The sequence below is a fragment of the Nocardioides albertanoniae genome, from assembly GCF_006716315.1.
In the GTDB taxonomy this organism is placed as follows: Bacteria; Actinomycetota; Actinomycetes; order Propionibacteriales; family Nocardioidaceae; genus Nocardioides; species Nocardioides albertanoniae.
Genome location: NZ_VFOV01000001.1, coordinates 4,539,373 through 4,554,876, shown reverse-complemented (window position 1 = coordinate 4,554,876; position 15,504 = coordinate 4,539,373). Strand labels below are relative to the sequence as shown.

Genomic DNA, 15,504 nt, shown 5'->3' with positions numbered 1-15,504 from the left:
CGGGAAAGGAGGTGATCCGATCAGATGAAGAACGATTGGATGCGTGAGGTGGCTGCTCGCTAGCAGCGCCCCCAACGAGGGATGTGGGCTGGCAATCCAACAGCAGCCACCCGACCCGCAGGCGTACCGGACTCATCCACCGGGTTGGCCAGAGGCCCGCCTGCGGGTCGTCCCATTTCGGGCGACCCGTGGGCGACCGATGGGCGACCGATGGGCGACCGATGTGACCGATGACAAGTTGTAGATCGCAACTAACCCGGCGTATATTAGTTGCTGTTCGTCAACCAATTCTTGAGAGCCGGTCGTCACTTGTCAGAGTCTTCGCCCCAGTCGTCGTCGCAGGCCACCGCGGCCCCGCAGATGACCCACCGTCAGATCATGGAGGTGCTCTCCGGCCTCCTGATGGCGCTCTTCGTCGCCATGTTGTCCAGCACGTCGGTCGCCAACGCCCTGCCGCGGATCGTCACCGACCTCGGCGGCACTCAGGGTGGCTACACCTGGATCGTCGTCTCGAGCATGCTGGCGATGACCGCGACCACGCCGATCTGGGGCAAGCTCGCCGACCTCTACAACAAGAAGGTGCTGGTCCAGGCCGCGCTGGGTCTGTTCATCCTCGGCTCGGCGATCTGTGGGCTGGCGCCGTCGATGCCGGTGATCATCACCGGCCGCGTCATCGCCGGCCTCGGCATGGGCGGCATCGTCGCCCTGATCCAGGTGATCATCGCGACGATCGTCTCCCCGCGTGAGCGCGGCCGCTACTCGGGCTACATCGGCGCGGTCTTCGCGCTGGCCACCGTGATCGGGCCGCTCGTCGGCGGCGTGATCGTCGACTCCCCGTTCGGCTGGCCGGGCGTCTTCTACGTCGGTGTGCCGTTCGCCGTGGTCGCGTTCGTGCTGCTCCAGAAGACCCTCCACCTCCCGCAGGTGCGCCGCGAGGTCAGCATCGACTACCTCGGCGCGTTCCTGCTGGTGGCCGGCGTCTCGATGCTGCTGATCTGGGTCACCCTGGGCGGCAGCTCCTTCGAGTGGACCTCGCTGACCTCGTACGCCCTGGTTGCCGGCAGCGTCGTGGTGCTCGCTCTCGCGATCCTGGTCGAGGGCAGGTATGCCACGGAGCCGATCATCCCGCTGCGGCTCTTCCGCGACCGCACCATGGTGCTCGCCACCATCGCCTCGTTCTTCGTCGGCGCCGGGATGTTCGGCGCGACCGTCTACCTGCAGCAGTACTTCCAGACCGCGCGCGGCATGACGCCGACCCACGCCGGCCTGATGTCGATCTGCATGGTGCTCGGGCTCTCCGGTGCCGGGATGGTCACCGGTCGCCTGATCAGCGCCACCGGCCACTGGAAGCGCTACCTGGTCTTCGGCGGCATCATGCTGCCCATCGGCCTCTTCCTGCTCAGCACCATCGACGAGCAGACCAACATCGCCGTGGTCGGTGCGTTCATGGCCGTCGTCGGCCTCGGCGTCGGTGCGACCAACCAGAACCTCGTGCTCGCCGTGCAGAACAACCTCGCCAACAAGGACATGGGCGCCGGGTCGTCCGTCGTCGCCTTCTTCCGGTCGATGGGCGGCTCGATGGGCATCGCGGCGCTCGGTGCCGTGCTCTCCCACCGTGTCGAGGACGTCATCAGCGACGGCGTCCCCGAGCTGGTCGCCAGCGGCAAGGTCACGCCCGCCGAGCTCGAGGCCCTCCAGGGTGGCGGCCTCGCCGACCCGACTAGCATGCCGAGCGCTATGCAGACCCTCTACGAGCACGCTTTCGCCGTCGCCACCGCCGACCTGTTCCTGGTGGCCCTCCCGTGTGCGCTGATCGCGCTGGTCGCGATCGTGGCCATCAAGGAGGTCCCGCTCAAGACCACCAACGACGACGTGCTCGTCGACGCCGCCGCCCCTGAGGTCACCGCCGAGCTCGAGACCGGGGGAGCCGTCCGGCGATGAGCTCCACGGACAAGCCCGGTGACGGTGGCGGTGCGGAGATCCGCGACGAGTCGCTGAGCCGGCTCGAGGCGGAGATCGGGGTGCTCCTGTGGCGTGGCAAGCGCGTGCTGCGTGCCCGCGGCCGGATGCTTCACCCCGACCTTCCGCCCGGTGGCTACCTGATGCTGACCTGGGTCGCCGAGCACGGTCCGGTGCGGGCTTCGGCCCTGGTCGACGGCCTCGGTTTCGACAAGGGCGCGGTCAGCCGGACGGTGCAGTCGATGACCGACCTCGGCCTGCTCGAGCGTCATCCCGATCCCGACGACGGCCGGGCCAGCCTCGTCTCGGTGACCGACGAGGCGCGCCAGGGGCTCGACCGGGTGACACGAGAGCGTCGCGTACGTTTCGAGGACCGCCTCGCCGACTGGAGCCCCGACGAGATCGATGCACTCGGCGGTATGCTGGCCAGATACAACGAGGCCCTCGAGCACGAGGGCCCGTAAGGGATCGCAAGCGTGGTCTCGTGGGCAGGGCGACGTCGTCGGGGGCGGTTTCTGCCTGGTTCGGTTTTACTTATGCGAGGACGTAGGATTAATTCGTGAGCGATCTCATCGACACCACTGAGATGTACCTTCGCACCATCTACGAGCTGGTCGAAGAGGGGATCATCCCGCTGCGCGCTCGCATCGCGGAGCGTCTCCACCAGTCGGGCCCCACGGTCTCCCAGACCGTCGCCCGGATGGAGCGAGACGGCCTGCTCACCGTCGAGGGCGACCGTCACCTGCAGCTCACCGACGAGGGCCACCGTCTGGCCACCCGGGTGATGCGCAAGCACCGTCTCGCCGAGCGCCTGCTCACCGACGTCATCGGTCTCGACTGGGAGCTCGTCCACGAGGAGGCGTGCCGCTGGGAGCACGTCATGTCGGAGACCGTCGAGAAGCGCCTGCTCGATCTCCTCGGCGACCCGACCGAGTCCCCCTACGGCAACCCGATCCCCGGTCTCGACGAGCTCGGCGGCAAGGCCACCGGTGAAGACTTCATGGCCGGTGTCCAGTCGCTCACCGCCGCGGCCGGCGCCGAGCGCGTCACCGTGCTGGTGCGCCGCATCTCCGAGGAGATGCAGAAGGACGAGTCGTTGATGAGCGCGCTGCGCCGGGTCGGTGCGACCCCCGACCAGACGGTCGCGATCATGGCGACCGCCGACGGGGTCATGCTCGGCTCCGGCGGCGAGACGGCCGAGATCATCCCCGAGGCCGCCGACCACATCTTCGTCAAGGCTCTCTGAGCTCTCTCGGCCCCACGAATCGGCTCCGACGGGGCAACGTCGGGCCTACGTGTGCAACGTCCGGTGAAATTATCTCGACGTCGGCAGAATCTGGCACATGACTCTGGACCGATTAGGTCCTAGATGCTTATGTTTGACGTGCGCGGCCTGCTGAGGACCAGTTCATCGATCTGGCTTCAGCAGTTGTCATGTCGAGACTTGCGGGGGTCTCCGGAGGGGAGAGCTCTATGGAGGTCGTTCATCTGCCCGCTCGTGGTCGCGAGCTGGACGAGACGTTCCGCCCAGTTGCCGTCCATCACACTGACACCGGTCTGACCCGCCATCTCGAGCGCGGTGAGGAGATCGTGCTCACCGACCTCGGTGGAGACTTCCACAGCGCCAAGGTGCTGCTGATCGACGAGGGCCCGGTCTACCACTTCTTCATCGGTGCCAGACTCTCCGTCGACGAGGCCGCCGGGCGCATGTCGAGCCTGGCCGAGTCACGCTCTGCTTGATTCTGGGCGTGAGTCTCGGCGCGAGGCCAGATCGGCGAGGAACTCGCTGGTGCCGGTCTCGAGCTTGTACGCCGCTTCCGCGTCACCCCTGGTGGCGCCCCGGTTGACGATGACGACCGGGGTCGCGGCCTTCGCGGCGCGGCGTACGAACCGGTAGCCGCTCATCACCGTCAGGCTGGAGCCGGCGACGAGCAGCGCCCCGTCGCACGTGGCCAGTGCGTCGACCGCGTCCGTGCACCGGGCGACCCGGTCCTTGGGCACGTTCTCGCCGAAGAAGACGACGTCGGGTTTGAGGATCCCGCCGCAGATCTCGCAGTCGGGCACCACGAAGTCCGCGGTCTCCTCGAGGGCGACGTCACCGTCGGGCCGGGTCTCCACGTCGGCGTGCGCCTCGGCCCAGCCGACGTTGAGCGGCTCCATGCGCGCCTGGAGATCGCGGCGTGCGCTCACCGTGCGACACGACAGGCAGATGACGTCGGCCACCCGACCGTGCAGCGGCACGATCCGTCGGTTCGCCGCCGGCGAGGGCGCCGCCTGCTCGTGCAGCCCGTCGACGTTCTGGGTGATCAGCAGGTCGGGGTCGATCGCCGCGACCGCCCGGTGGCCGGCGTTGGGTGTCGCGTTGCCCATCCGCCGCCAACCGAGGTGGCTGCGGGCCCAGTAGCGCTGCCGCTCCTGCGGTCCGGAGATGAACTGCTGATAGGTCATCGGCTGCCGTGCCGGGCTGCCGGGACTGCGATAGTCGGGGATGCCCGAGTCGGTCGAGACGCCTGCCCCGGTCAGCACCACGAGCGGTCGGTCTTCGAGGAGTGCCATCGCCGCGGCGTAGCTGCTGGCCTCGGCGGGCGCCCCCAGGGTCAAGAGGCGTACCTGCCCTCGGCGCGGGCCCGGCGCTTGGCGGCCTCGACCTCGCGGTTCTTCTTGGGCGCGTTGGTGACCAGGTCGTCGAGAAGATGCCGGGTGATGTGGGCGATCTCGGCGACGGCGTGGTCGAAGGCCTCCTGGTTGGCGGCAGACGGCTTCGTGGTGCCGCTCACCTTGCGTACGAACTGAAGGGCGGCGGCGGCGACCTCGTCGTTGGTGGCGGGCGGCTCGAAGTTGTGGAGCGGGCGGATGTTGCGGCACATGCCGACAACGGTACTCGGATCGCCGCAGGTCAGGTGCGCACTCGCGTCACCGGGAACGCTCCGGCGGACGCGACGCGGCCGGGCCGCGGGGGCGCGGAGGCTTCGGGCCGGAGCCAGGGCGAGCCTGTCGCGCATCGTCGGCCGGCGACGTCGGCCGGGGCACGACGCCGTCCTCGAGCAGCTGGCTCGCCATCAGCGCGGCCTGCGTGCGGTGGCTGACGCCGAGCTTGGCCAGCAGCCCGGTGATGTGGTTCTTCACGGTCTTCTCCGCCAGCACCAGACGCTCGGCGATCTGCCGGTTGGAGATGCCTTCGGCGAGCAGCACCAGGATCCGCCGCTGCTGCGGGGTCAGGTCGGCGACCACCTCGTGCATCCGGCGCCGTGCCTCGACGTTGTGCACGACCTTGGCGGCGGCCTCGGGGTCGAAGAGCGTGTGGCCGCTGGCCACGAGGCGTACGCCGGAGACCAGGCTGGCCGCCTCGATCTGCTTGAGCACGTAGCCGGCGGCACCGGCCATGATCGCCTGGCTCATCACCTGGTCGTCGGCGTCGGTGGCCAGCACCAGGCAGCGGATCTCGGGCGTCATCGTCAGCGCCTCGCGGCACAGCGCGACGCCCGAGGAGTCGGGCAGATGGGCATCGAGCACCAGCACGTCGGGGCGGAGCGTGGCGATCAACGGCCGCGCCTCGGCCGCGGTGCGCGCCTCGCCGACGACCTCGATGTCGGTCTCCGCGAGCAGCACCGATCGCACGCCGACACGCACGACATCGTGACTGTCGACGAGCAGCACGCTGATCGTCGCGTCGCCCACTTGGCTCGTCTCGCTCATCTCATTGTTGTGGATGGTGTCGGGCCGTTCGTCGATGCTGGTCTATCGCAACGCGACCTGCCTCGACAAACGGCTCTAGCGTATCGCCAATGATGCAACATTTGATGACCTGGTGACCGTGCCTTCCGCAGAATTCCCGGCTTCTGGAAAGGTAGCGGGCATGACGACTTCTCGCGATCTCGACATCGTCCTGTTCGGTGCGACCGGGTTCACCGGCGGTCTGGTCGCCGGCTACCTCGCCGAGCACGCCCCCGACGGTCTCCGCTGGGCGCTCGCCGGCCGCTCGCCCGAGCGTCTCGCGGGTGTCCGTGACTCGCTGGGATCTGCCGATGTCGAGCTGATCGAGGCCGACGTCAACGACTCCGCCTCGCTGGCCACGCTCGCGGCGCGAGCCCGCGTCGTGATCACCACCGTCGGGCCCTACCTCGAGTTCGGCGAGCCGCTGGTGAAGGCCTGCGCCGAAGCCGGTGCCGACTATGTCGACCTGACCGGCGAACCCGAGTTCGTCGACCGGATGTTCGTGAAGTACGACGCCGTCGCCCGTGCCAACGGCGCCCGCATCGTGCACGCCTGCGGGTTCGACTCGATCCCGCACGACCTCGGCGCCTACTTCACGGTGCGTGAGCTCGCGGCCCGTGGCGAGATCACCGAGCCGCTGGCGATGAAGGGCATCGTCCGCTCCAACGCCACCTTCTCCGGCGGCACCTTCCACTCCGCGCTCGGCCAGATCTCGCGGCCGCGGGAGATGGCGGCGGCCTCACGGGAGCGCCGGGCGCTCGAGGAGCGGCCGGTGGGGCGCAGGTCGCGAGCGGCGAAGCCCAGCCTGGGTCGCGAACGCGAGCTGGGCTACTGGCTGCTGCCGCTGCCGACCATCGACCCGTTCATCGTCGCCCGCTCCGGGGCGGCGCTGGAGGCGTACGGGCCGGCGTTCAGCTACTCGCACTTCGCCGGCACCAAGACGTTGAAGTACGCCGTCGGCGGCGTGGTCGGGGTCAGCGGTCTGGCGCTCGCGCTGCAGGTGCCGCCGCTGCGCGCCAAGATCGGCGAGCGGGTCAAGCAGGGCAGCGGGCCGTCGCAGGGCCGCCGCGAGAAGTCGTGGTTCAGCGTCGACTTCGTGGGGGAGTCGGGTGACCGACGCATCCACACCAAGGTCTCCGGCGGCGACCCCGGCTACTCCGAGACCTCCAAGATGCTGGCCGAGTCGGCGCTCTGCCTCGCCTTCGACTCGCTTCCCGAGACCGCTGGGTCGGTGACCACGGCGGTCGCGATGGGGGATGCGCTTCTGACTCGTCTTCAGGCCGCTGGGATGCGGTTCGAGGTCGTCGAGGGGTAGTGCTTGGTGCCCCAGGCAAGAGTCGAACTTGCGACCTTTCGCTTAGGAGGCGGCTGCTCTATCCACTGAGCTACTGGGGCATACCCCGATATCTTGCCATGACGTTGGGGGATACTACGGTTTGGGGTTCGATGCGCACTGGGGCCAGACTTGGGGCCCTCGCGTAGGTTGAGTCACCGTCGATTCAACCCGAATCCCCCGAAGCCAAGCGACGAGTGACGGTGATCTATGCCTGACCCCATGCCTCCCCGACGAGGGGGCGAGGACTCAGGCTCGGGCGTGTCCGGATTCGAGTGGATGTACGGCGCCGAGGAGCCCGAGGCGAACGAGTCCGGGGGCACTCGGGCTCGTGGCGCGCGGGCCGCTGACGTGCCGACCGACCAGCCGTCGGCCGAGCCTGGTGGTGGTCGTCGTGCTGCCCGCCCGGCCGCCTCGGAGTTCGTCTCACCCCCTCCGCCCGCGCCTCCCTCGCCGTCTGCACCGTCTGCGCCGTCCCCATCGGGCGGCGGCCGTCGTGCGGCCCGCCCGACGCCACCGGCGCCTGCTGCCCCGAGCCAGCCGGAGCAGCCCCGCGCCGAGCGTCCGCATCCTGCTCCGCCCGCCGTGCCGGCACGGCGCGAGCCGACCAGGGCCGAGCGCTACCAGGCGATGGGCCGGGAGGCCTCTGGCGAGACGCCGCGGCCCGCTCCGCCCGCGCCCCAGGAGTGGAGCGATCCGGACGTCACCGCCGTGGCCCGTCCGCTGCGCGACAACCCGCGACCCGGCCGTCACGTTCCGACGCCTCCGCCCGCGCCGGCGCCCTCGCCCGAGGAGACCGCGGTCGCACCGGTGCAGGACTGGTATCGGCAGGAGACCTTCCCGCCCCCCGCTCCGCAGGCCCCCGACCAGCAGCTGGCGCCTTCCGCCGCCCGGGAGTTCGACTGGAACGATCCGGGTGCGGCCGCCGCCCCCGCCGACCAGCCGCTTGGCCGTACGTCCTCCCGCGGTGAGCTGCACGAGGCCCGCCACGACGACTACCCGCCCGCGCGGGGCCGGTCCGCTGCCTTCGAACCCGGCTACGGCGACGAGGCCTATGACGACTTCGGCCCGCGAGAGAGCTACCAGGATCCGTACGCCGCCTATCCGCCGGGCGAGCACGACGGCCACGACAAGCCGCGCATCGGTGTCTGGCAGGTCCTCGGCTCGACGCTGCTCGTGCTGGCCCTCGTCGTCGGGCTGTTCACGGTCTACACCTATCGGCACCTCAAGTCGAACATCGACACCGTGAGCCTGGAGGGTTCGGGCGATGTTGGTCCCAAGGAGCCGATCAACATCTTGGTGATGGGGTCGGACAGTCGTGACTGCAAGGGATGCAACGTCGACGGTCTCACCAAGGACGGGCAGCGCTCCGACACCAATATCCTGCTGCACCTCTCCGCCAACCGGAAGTTCGCCTACGGGGTATCGATCCCGCGCGACACCATGGTCGACCGGCCCTCGTGCAATCGTGAGGAGGGCGGAAAGGCGGCCGCAGCCGACTACGTGCGCTGGAACGAGGCCTACTCGACTGCCGGCCCCACCTGCACGATCGCTCAGGTGGAGTCCGTGGCCGACGACATGTGCGGCGCGAAGTGCGACGTACAGGTCAACCATGTGGTCGTCGTCGACTTCTCGAGCTTCAAGGGAATGGTCGACGCCATCGACGGGGTCGACGTCTGCCTTCCCCAAGAGGTCGACGACCCTTACACCGGCGCACACTTCGACGCCGGTGATCAGACGCTGTCAGGCAAGCAGGCGCTCAACTACGTTCGTCTGCGTCACGGTCTCGGTGACGGCGGGGACCTCGACCGGTCGAAACGCCAGCAGGCGTTCATCGGATCGATGGCGGCAAAGCTCCTCTCCGGCGACACCTTGTCGAGCCCGACGAAGGTGCTCGGTTTCCTCAATGCCGCGACCAAGGGTCTGACGATGGATGAGGGCCTCAAGGACAACCTCGACTCGATGGCGAAGATCGGATCCGGTTTCCAGAGCGTCGGGATGGAGAACATCAAGTTCCTCACCATCCCGACCGTTCCCGACCCCGACAACCCTGAAGCCACGGTCGTGCTCGACGAGGAGAAGGCCAAAAATGTCTTCAAGGCGATCGCCAATGACAAGCCGCTGACCAAGAAGATCGCTGCGGGTGCGCTTGATGCCGGCCAGGCATCGGGCGCCAAGAAGAGCGAAGGCTCTGGCGACGAGGGCAGTGACGGTGAGACCGCCGATCCTGCTCCCACCGGCGAGGCGGAGTCCGGGGAGACCACAGGCGATGCCTCCGACGGAGCGAGCAGCGGCGCCTCCGAGGAGGAGCTCGATCAGATCGCTGAAGATGCAAAGGCTGCCCGCGATCGCGCGGGACTGTGCTGATGGCTGAGGATTCCTCGCCCGACGAAGCAGGACAGTCGGAGAAGCCGGAGCCCAAGGAGCCGGAGTGGAAGCGCAAGCAGCGGCTGGCGCGGATCTTCGGTGACGTGCTCCCCGAGACGACTCAGGACGAGCGGGAGACCTCCGCGGAGTCGGGAGAGTCGGCCTCCGACCGTTGGCTGAAATCACAGGTGCCGCCCCACCACGGAGGGTGAGGCGGCACCGACGAGGTGTTGATCAGCGGGCGGCCAGGCTGTCGCGGATCTGCTTGAGCAGGTCGACCTCGGTCTCGCCCGGCTCGGGGTCCGGGAAGTAGCGCTCCTTGGCAGCGGTGTAGGGCTTGACGATGCCGAAGTAGACGACCGCGGCGAGGATGATGAAGGCGATCAGCGCGGTGAAGAAGGCGCCGAGGTGGACGCCGCCCGGGGCCCAGCCGGAGAAGTCGGGCGTGCCGCCGACCTTGCCGATCAGGTCCATGATCACCGTGACGGTCGCGGTCACGACCGTGGCGAACGCCCCGCCCATGATGAATGCCACGGCGAGCTTGATCAGGTCACCCTGGAGCAGAAACTTCTTGAAACCGTCCATTGTCGTGCTCTCCTGTTGATCAGTGTGTGAGGTGAAGGATACTCCCGGAATGCGGCGCTGACCGGGGAAGTCAGTAGGCGAAGGTGAGGTAACCACCCACCCCTGCGGACGTGACGTCCTCGACACTGCTCGCGGCCACTCCGACGATGACCAAGCGGCCTGTCGACGTGTTCGCTGCGCCGATCCCTTCGCTCTTCGCTTGTGCTACCGAATCATCTCCGGTCGGCTCAGCGCGGTGAGGGAGGCTGAGGATCAGCGTGTCGGTTGTGACCTGGGCGGTCTCGGCGGTGGCGGGGTCGGTGGCGTAGAGATCCACGGTGTCGCCCACCCGGAGCAGCCCCGCCATCTCGGCGTCGGGAAGCCTGACGGGCACCGCAACCAGGTCAGGACGGCCCTCCGTCAGGTCGGGACCGACGAGGCGTACGTCGGTGACCGGCTCGCCGCGTCGCAGGGGTGCCGCCAGGCGCTCGCCGATCGGAGTCTCGGCCAGGTCGGCGGGCAGCTGGGACGGGTCGGTCTCGACCTCGGTCAGGTCGGCGGCGCCGATGACGGCGCCGACCGGCAGATCTCGTGAGGCCACCGCCATCGTCGTGGTGTCGGGCGGGTGCGGCCTCGCGGCCGAGAGTCCGATCGCGACCGCTGCCGCGGTCAGCAGGAACGCCAGCAGGCGTCGATGGGCGAGAACCCCGCGGCGTACGCGGCGGGCGGATGTGGTGAGGCGTGTGAACATCCCGGCACGCTAAGCCGCCCCTGGCATCCCCGCACCTCGCTATCCACACCCCCAAGACCCCTGTGAACAACCCTGTGGATAACCCACTGCCGAGGGGTCACTTCTGCAGGCCGAGGCGTCACCAAGGTGACGTCTCGACCTGCAGAAGTGACCCCTCGGCCTGCACGAGTGACTTCTCGGCGGGCGGGGGAAAGAGTGAGTCAGTCGGAGGAGCTGGAGGTGGCGGGGGCCGGCGAGGAGGAGCTCGAGTCCGAGGACGACGAGGACGACGACGAAGACGTCGACGAGGTGGAGGACGAGCCGCTGGAGCGGGAGTCGGTGCGGTAGAAGCCCGATCCCTTGAAGACGACGCCAGCGGCGCTGAAGACCTTGCGCAGCTTGCCGCCGCACTCGGGGCACTCGGTCAGCGAGGCTTCGCTGAAGCTCTGGAACTGGTCGAAGGCGTGGCCGCACTCGGTGCAGGCGTACTGATAGGTGGGCACGGGTCTCCTAGAACAGAAATCTGGCACTCGACAGGCGCGACTGCCAATGTTAGCGAACGCCTAGTCGAAGCGCCGCATTCCCTCCGCGCTCGCGGCCGCGGCCACGGCCCGGTCGTGCGCCTCCATGGGCACCGTGACGCCGATCTCCCATGGATACAGCAGAGCGCAGGTGAGCGTGCCGACGGGCACCCGCCCGAGCACGCGGTCGTAGGAGCCGCCGCCACGTCCCATCCGGTTGCCGCGCGCGTCGACGGCCAGGCCCGGCACCAGCACGACGTCTGCCTGAGCGATCGCCGAGACCCCCAGTCGTTCACCGCCGGGCTCGAGCAGCCCCCGCGCGGCGCTGACCAGCGACCCGTCGTAGACCGCCCAGTCGAGGTCGTTGTCGGGCAGCAGGCACGGAAGCAGCACGCGCTTGCCCGCCGCGTCGAGCTCGTCGAGGAGCGGTCCGGTGCCCGGTTCGCTGCCGATCGAGACGTAGAGCGCCACGGTCGCGGCGCGGCGTACGTCTGGGATGTCTGTCACCACGTGCGCCAGTGCCCGGGCCAGCTCACCGAGCTGTGGCACCCCGATGCGTCCCCGGCTGGTGATCAGCTGGTCGCGTAGGGCAGTCTTTCGCCCGATGAAGTCGGCGGGGGCTGGACCATCAGAACCCGGAGGCGTGTGTGAATCCGACACGACGACAGCCTAGGCTTTCCCCCATGGGTAGCCCAGGTTTGGCCAAGGCAATGGCTAAGATGCGCGACGCCGGCGTGGATGACGTCGCGGTGCAGACGTTCGCACATTACTACCGCCAGCTCGAGCACGGTGAGACCGGGATGATTCCGGAGGACACCATCGAGCCGGTCGACATCCCGTCGATCCACGATGCCGAGGTCTCCGACGACGAGGCCCACACCGCCATCTCGACCACCGCGGTCATCAAGCTCAACGGCGGTCTGGGCACCTCGATGGGCATGGACCGCGCCAAGTCGCTGCTGTGCGTGCGCAAGGGGCTGAGCTTCCTCGACGTGATCGCGCGCCAGATCCTGCACATGCGCGAGAAGTACGACGTACGCCTCCCGCTGCTGCTGATGAACTCCTTCCGCACCTCCGAGGACAGTCTGGCCGCGCTCGAGCGCTACGAGGACCTGCCCGTCGAGGGGCTGCCCCTGGAGTTCCTGCAGAACCGCGAGCCGCGGCTGCTCGTCAAAGACCTCACCCCGGTCGAGTGGCCCAAGGACCCCGAGCTGGAGTGGTGTCCGCCGGGCCACGGCGACATCTACACCGCGCTGCTCGACACCGGCCTCCTCGACCTGCTCATCGAGCAGGGATACGAGCGGGTCTTCGTCTCCAACTCCGACAACCTCGGTGCGGTGCCCGACGAGAAGGTCGCCGGCTGGTTCGCCAAGAGCGGTGCGCCCTTCGCGATCGAGGCCGTACGCCGCACCCCCAGCGACCGCAAGGGTGGTCACTTCGCGCGGCGCAAGGCCGACGGTCGGCTCATCCTGCGCGAGACCGCGCAGACGCTCGATGCCGACAAGGTGACTCTGCAGGATCTCAACCGCCACAAGTACTGCTCGACCAACAACATCTGGTTCGACCTCAAGGCGCTCAAGAAGGTCCTGGCCGAGCGTGACGGCATCCTCGGTCTGCCGATGATCCGCAACGAGAAGACCGTCGACCCGGCCGACCCGAAGAGCGAGAAGGTCGTGCAGATCGAGACCGCCATGGGTGCCGCGATCGAGGTCTTCGAGGGCTCGCAGCTGATCGAGGTGGGCCGCGACCGGTTCGTGCCGGTCAAGACCACCAACGACCTGCTCGTGCTCCGCTCCGACGTCTACGACATCGGCGACGGCTTCGTGCTCGACCAGGTCGCCGACGAGGTGCCGTTCATCGATCTCGACGGTGACCACTACAAGTATGTCGCCAAGTTCGACGAGCGTTTCCCCGAAGGCGCCCCGTCCCTGCGCCATGCGACCTCGTTGACCGTCAACGGCGACTGGACCTTCGGCAAGGGCGTCCAGGTCATGGGTGCGGTCACCCTCGACGGAGCCAACGCCGAACGCGTCGCGCCCGCGACCGTCCTCTCCGACCCCGCGCACTAGAGTCTCCGGGGTGACACCCCAGGAACATCGCCAGCGCATTCTGGACGACCTCGAGCCGATGCCGGCCTACCCGCAGCCCCTGATGGACTGCCTCGGGCTGGCGGTGGCCGAAGACGTGCATGCGGGCGTCTCGCTGCCGGGCTTCGACAACTCCTCGATGGACGGCTACGCCGTGCACTACGCCGACGTCGCGACGGCGTCGGCCGATGCTCCGGTGCGGTTGCCGGTGGTCGGCGAGATCGGTGCGGGACAGGCCTCGGTGCTCGCGTTGCCGCCCGGTGCGGCGGCGAAGATCATGACGGGCGCACCGATGCCGGCGGGCGCCGACACGGTCGTGCCGTACGAGTGGACCGACCGTGGCGTCGCCGCCGTCGAGATCCGCCGCACTCCGGACGAGGCCCAGCACGTGCGCTACGCGGGTGAGGATGTCGCCAAGGGTGACCTGCTCGTGCCTGCGGGCACGGTGCTGGGGCCGCGCCACCTGGGCCTGATCGCATCCGTGGGCCGCGCGCAGGTGGCGGTGCGGCCGCGCCCCAGGGTCGTGGTGCTCTCCACCGGCACCGAGCTGCGCGAGCCGGGCGACAGCCTCGGGCACGACTCGATCTACGACGGCAACTCCTTCCTGCTGGCCGCGGCCGCCCGCCGCGCCGGCGCGATCGCCTACCGCGTCGGGATCGTGCCCGACGAGCCGCGGGCGTTCATGGCCGCCCTCTCCGACCAGCTCGTACGCGCTGATCTGGTGGTCACCTCCGGCGGTGTCTCGATGGGCGACTACGACGTCGTCAAGGAGGCGCTGACCCCGCACGGCGTGTGGTTCGGCCCGGTGGCCATGCAGCCGGGCAAGCCGCAGGGGTTCGGCCGCGTCGGCGAGGAGCGCGTGCCGGTGGTGTGCCTTCCCGGCAACCCGGTCTCCTCGTTCGTCTCCTTCGAGCTCTTCGTGCTCCCGGCCGTGCGCCGGCTGATGGGGCTGACCCCGGAGGCCCGCCCCGTACGCCGCGCCACGCTGACCCATCCCGTGCGCTCGGCGCAGGGCAAGGAGCAGTATCTGCGCGGTTGGTACGACGGCTCGCAGGCGAGCGTGTCTCCCGTCGGCGGGCCGGGGTCGCATCTGATCGGTGACCTCGCCGCCGCGAACTGCCTGATCGTGATCCCACCGGAGACGGTCTCTCTGGGTGAGAATGCCGAGGTGGACGTGATCGAGCTGGATGCGGAGTTCTGATGGCCGACAGGCTGACCCATGTCGACGAGGCCGGCGCCGCCCGGATGGTCGACGTCTCCGAGAAGGCCGTCACGGCCCGGGTCGCGACCGCTTCCGGGCGGGTGCTGGTCTCTGCGGAGGTCGTCGCGCTGCTCCGTGGTGAGGGTGTGCCGAAGGGCGACGCGCTCGCCGTCGCCCGCATCGCCGGGATCATGGGGGCGAAGAAGACACCTGACCTGATTCCGCTGTGCCACCCGCTGGCGATCTCGGGCGTCAAGGTCGAGCTGAGCCTCGCCGACGACGCCGTCGAGATCACCGCGAGAGTCAAGACCACCGACCGCACCGGGGTCGAGATGGAGGCGCTCACCGCCGTCGCGGTCGCCGGCCTCACCGTGGTCGACATGGTCAAGGCCGTCGACAAGGGCGCGGTCATCACCGACATCCAGGTCGAGACGAAGTCCGGCGGGAAGTCGGGCGACTGGCAGCGAGACCAGCAGCGAGACCAGCAGCGGGGCGGGCGATGAGCCTGCGCGCCAGCGTCGTGGTCGCCTCCAACCGTGCCTCGGCCGGCGTCTACGAGGACACCACCGGTCCGCTCCTCGTCGCCTTCTTGGAGGAGCTCGGCTTCGAGGTCGCACCCCCCGAGGTCGTACGCGACGGCGACCCGGTCGGTGAGGCGATCGCCCGGGCCGCGCGCGAGGGGGCGAGGGTGGTGCTCACCACCGGCGGCACCGGGCTCACCCCGACCGATCTGACCCCCGAGGTGACCCGCCCGCTGCTCGACCGGGAGATCCCCGGGCTCGCGGAGGGCATCCGGGCGGCCGGAGTGGCCAAGGGGATCCCGACGGCGTTATTGTCCCGCGGTCTGGCAGGTCAGATCGGAGCGTGCGTGGTGGTCAACCTTCCCGGTTCACGGGGCGGCGTGAAGGATGCGATCGACGTCCTGCGCCCGGTGCTGCCCCACGCGGCGGAGCAGTCGGTCGGCAGCGATCACTCCCGGGGCAACGGCCAGTGACCGATCCGGGCTGGCCCGCCGTGCTCACGCACGG

Annotated in this window: 18 protein-coding genes and 1 tRNA gene; 11 read left to right on the top strand and 8 right to left on the bottom strand. The window is 69.0% G+C overall.

Going from position 1 to position 15,504, the window contains the following annotated elements; all coding sequences use genetic code 11:
• The first annotated feature begins 360 nt into the window (after positions 1-360).
• The 4 genes from FB381_RS21835 (at position 361) to FB381_RS21820 (ending at position 3,699) form a co-directional block, all read left to right on the top strand.
• Positions 361-1,941: an MDR family MFS transporter gene (locus FB381_RS21835; protein ID WP_141782186.1), complete on the top strand. Its 1,581-nt coding sequence runs from the start codon at positions 361-363 to the stop codon at positions 1,939-1,941.
• The gene (locus FB381_RS21830; RefSeq protein WP_141782185.1) at positions 1,938-2,423 is read left to right on the top strand and encodes a MarR family winged helix-turn-helix transcriptional regulator; all 486 of its coding nucleotides are present in this window, start codon (positions 1,938-1,940) and stop codon (positions 2,421-2,423) included. The genes FB381_RS21835 and FB381_RS21830 overlap by 4 nt, the downstream gene beginning before the upstream one ends.
• 95 nt (positions 2,424-2,518) lie before the next feature.
• On the top strand, positions 2,519-3,205 hold the full coding sequence (locus FB381_RS21825) for an iron-dependent transcriptional repressor DtxR (protein WP_141782184.1): 687 nt from the start codon (positions 2,519-2,521) through the stop codon (positions 3,203-3,205).
• Positions 3,206-3,432: 227 nt separating this feature from the next.
• A complete protein-coding gene (locus FB381_RS21820; protein ID WP_141782183.1) occupies positions 3,433-3,699 on the top strand; it encodes a hypothetical protein in 267 nt (88 codons plus the stop codon).
• Here the strand turns inward: FB381_RS21820 and FB381_RS21815 are convergent.
• Genes FB381_RS21815 through FB381_RS21805 form a run of 3 tightly spaced genes read right to left on the bottom strand, consistent with a single transcriptional unit; the run spans position 3,685 to position 5,655 of the window.
• Positions 3,685-4,560, bottom strand: a complete 876-nt coding sequence (locus FB381_RS21815) for a Sir2 family NAD-dependent protein deacetylase (protein ID WP_246088259.1) — start codon at positions 4,558-4,560, stop codon at positions 3,685-3,687. The two genes, FB381_RS21820 and FB381_RS21815, sit on opposite strands and share 15 nt — an antisense overlap.
• On the bottom strand, positions 4,557-4,826 hold the full coding sequence (locus FB381_RS21810; RefSeq protein WP_141782182.1) for a DUF2277 domain-containing protein: 270 nt from the start codon (positions 4,824-4,826) through the stop codon (positions 4,557-4,559). The genes FB381_RS21815 and FB381_RS21810 overlap by 4 nt, the downstream gene beginning before the upstream one ends.
• Positions 4,827-4,872: 46 nt before the next feature.
• Entirely contained in the window at positions 4,873-5,655 is a 783-nt protein-coding gene (locus FB381_RS21805) for a response regulator (RefSeq protein ID WP_141782181.1), read from the bottom strand.
• 160 nt (positions 5,656-5,815) lie between these two features.
• Here FB381_RS21805 and FB381_RS21800 point away from each other — a divergent pair, with 160 nt between their 5' ends.
• The gene (locus FB381_RS21800; protein ID WP_141782180.1) at positions 5,816-6,988 is read left to right on the top strand and encodes a saccharopine dehydrogenase family protein; all 1,173 of its coding nucleotides are present in this window, start codon (positions 5,816-5,818) and stop codon (positions 6,986-6,988) included.
• Between the two features lie 4 nt (positions 6,989-6,992).
• Here FB381_RS21800 and FB381_RS21795 read toward each other — a convergent pair.
• Positions 6,993-7,068 (bottom strand) — tRNA-Arg (locus FB381_RS21795).
• Between the two features lie 199 nt (positions 7,069-7,267).
• Here FB381_RS21795 and FB381_RS21790 point away from each other — a divergent pair.
• Complete coding sequence (locus FB381_RS21790) at positions 7,268-9,373, top strand: LCP family protein (RefSeq protein ID WP_141782179.1); 2,106 nt, start codon at positions 7,268-7,270, stop codon at positions 9,371-9,373.
• Entirely contained in the window at positions 9,373-9,585 is a 213-nt protein-coding gene (locus FB381_RS21785) for a hypothetical protein (RefSeq protein WP_141782178.1), read from the top strand. The genes FB381_RS21790 and FB381_RS21785 overlap by 1 nt, the downstream gene beginning before the upstream one ends.
• Positions 9,586-9,607: 22 nt before the next feature.
• Here the strand turns inward: FB381_RS21785 and FB381_RS21780 are convergent, their stop codons facing one another.
• The 4 genes from FB381_RS21780 to FB381_RS21765 form a co-directional block, all read right to left on the bottom strand.
• Positions 9,608-9,958, bottom strand: coding sequence for an MscL family protein (locus FB381_RS21780; RefSeq protein WP_141782177.1), 351 nt, complete (start codon positions 9,956-9,958; stop codon positions 9,608-9,610).
• A 70-nt stretch (positions 9,959-10,028) separates the two neighbouring features.
• Positions 10,029-10,688 carry an SAF domain-containing protein gene (locus tag FB381_RS21775; RefSeq protein ID WP_141782176.1) on the bottom strand — a complete coding sequence of 220 codons (660 nt, stop codon included), beginning with the start codon at positions 10,686-10,688 and terminating at the stop codon, positions 10,029-10,031.
• 200 nt (positions 10,689-10,888) lie between these two features.
• Entirely contained in the window at positions 10,889-11,170 is a 282-nt protein-coding gene (locus FB381_RS21770) for an FmdB family zinc ribbon protein (RefSeq protein ID WP_141782175.1), read from the bottom strand.
• Positions 11,171-11,230: 60 nt separating this feature from the next.
• The gene (locus tag FB381_RS21765) at positions 11,231-11,848 is read right to left on the bottom strand and encodes a 5-formyltetrahydrofolate cyclo-ligase (protein WP_246088258.1); all 618 of its coding nucleotides are present in this window, start codon (positions 11,846-11,848) and stop codon (positions 11,231-11,233) included.
• A 23-nt stretch (positions 11,849-11,871) separates the two neighbouring features.
• Here FB381_RS21765 and FB381_RS21760 point away from each other — a divergent pair, with 23 nt between their 5' ends.
• The 4 genes from FB381_RS21760 to FB381_RS21745 are packed head-to-tail and all read left to right on the top strand — an operon-like array spanning position 11,872 to position 15,470.
• On the top strand, positions 11,872-13,257 hold the full coding sequence (locus FB381_RS21760) for a UTP--glucose-1-phosphate uridylyltransferase (protein ID WP_170225268.1): 1,386 nt from the start codon (positions 11,872-11,874) through the stop codon (positions 13,255-13,257).
• A 10-nt stretch (positions 13,258-13,267) separates the two neighbouring features.
• Positions 13,268-14,476: a molybdotransferase-like divisome protein Glp gene (gene glp, locus FB381_RS21755; protein WP_141782173.1), complete on the top strand. Its 1,209-nt coding sequence runs from the start codon at positions 13,268-13,270 to the stop codon at positions 14,474-14,476.
• A complete protein-coding gene (moaC, locus tag FB381_RS21750; RefSeq protein ID WP_141782172.1) occupies positions 14,476-14,979 on the top strand; it encodes a cyclic pyranopterin monophosphate synthase MoaC in 504 nt (167 codons plus the stop codon). Before glp ends, moaC begins: the two co-directional genes overlap by 1 nt.
• Entirely contained in the window at positions 14,976-15,470 is a 495-nt protein-coding gene (locus FB381_RS21745; RefSeq protein WP_141782171.1) for a MogA/MoaB family molybdenum cofactor biosynthesis protein, read from the top strand. The genes moaC and FB381_RS21745 overlap by 4 nt, the downstream gene beginning before the upstream one ends.
• Positions 15,471-15,504: the final 34 nt, after the last annotated feature.

Excerpts from the sequence above, each read along its gene's own strand:
- FB381_RS21745 (WP_141782171.1), top strand. The coding sequence starts at position 14,976 with ATGAGCCTGCGCGCCAGCGTCGTGGTCGCCTCCAACCGTGCCTCGGCC.
- FB381_RS21835 (WP_141782186.1), top strand. The coding sequence starts at position 361 with ATGACCCACCGTCAGATCATGGAGGTGCTCTCCGGCCTCCTGATGGCG.
- FB381_RS21775 (WP_141782176.1), bottom strand. The coding sequence starts at position 10,688 with ATGTTCACACGCCTCACCACATCCGCCCGCCGCGTACGCCGCGGGGTT.
- FB381_RS21820 (WP_141782183.1), top strand. The coding sequence starts at position 3,433 with ATGGAGGTCGTTCATCTGCCCGCTCGTGGTCGCGAGCTGGACGAGACG.
- FB381_RS21785 (WP_141782178.1), top strand. The coding sequence starts at position 9,373 with ATGGCTGAGGATTCCTCGCCCGACGAAGCAGGACAGTCGGAGAAGCCG.
- FB381_RS21800 (WP_141782180.1), top strand. The coding sequence starts at position 5,816 with ATGACGACTTCTCGCGATCTCGACATCGTCCTGTTCGGTGCGACCGGG.
- FB381_RS21830 (WP_141782185.1), top strand. The coding sequence starts at position 1,938 with ATGAGCTCCACGGACAAGCCCGGTGACGGTGGCGGTGCGGAGATCCGC.
- FB381_RS21805 (WP_141782181.1), bottom strand. The coding sequence starts at position 5,655 with ATGAGCGAGACGAGCCAAGTGGGCGACGCGACGATCAGCGTGCTGCTC.
- FB381_RS21760 (WP_170225268.1), top strand. The coding sequence starts at position 11,872 with ATGGGTAGCCCAGGTTTGGCCAAGGCAATGGCTAAGATGCGCGACGCC.
- FB381_RS21780 (WP_141782177.1), bottom strand. The coding sequence starts at position 9,958 with ATGGACGGTTTCAAGAAGTTTCTGCTCCAGGGTGACCTGATCAAGCTC.
- moaC (WP_141782172.1), top strand. The coding sequence starts at position 14,476 with ATGGCCGACAGGCTGACCCATGTCGACGAGGCCGGCGCCGCCCGGATG.
- FB381_RS21810 (WP_141782182.1), bottom strand. The coding sequence starts at position 4,826 with ATGTGCCGCAACATCCGCCCGCTCCACAACTTCGAGCCGCCCGCCACC.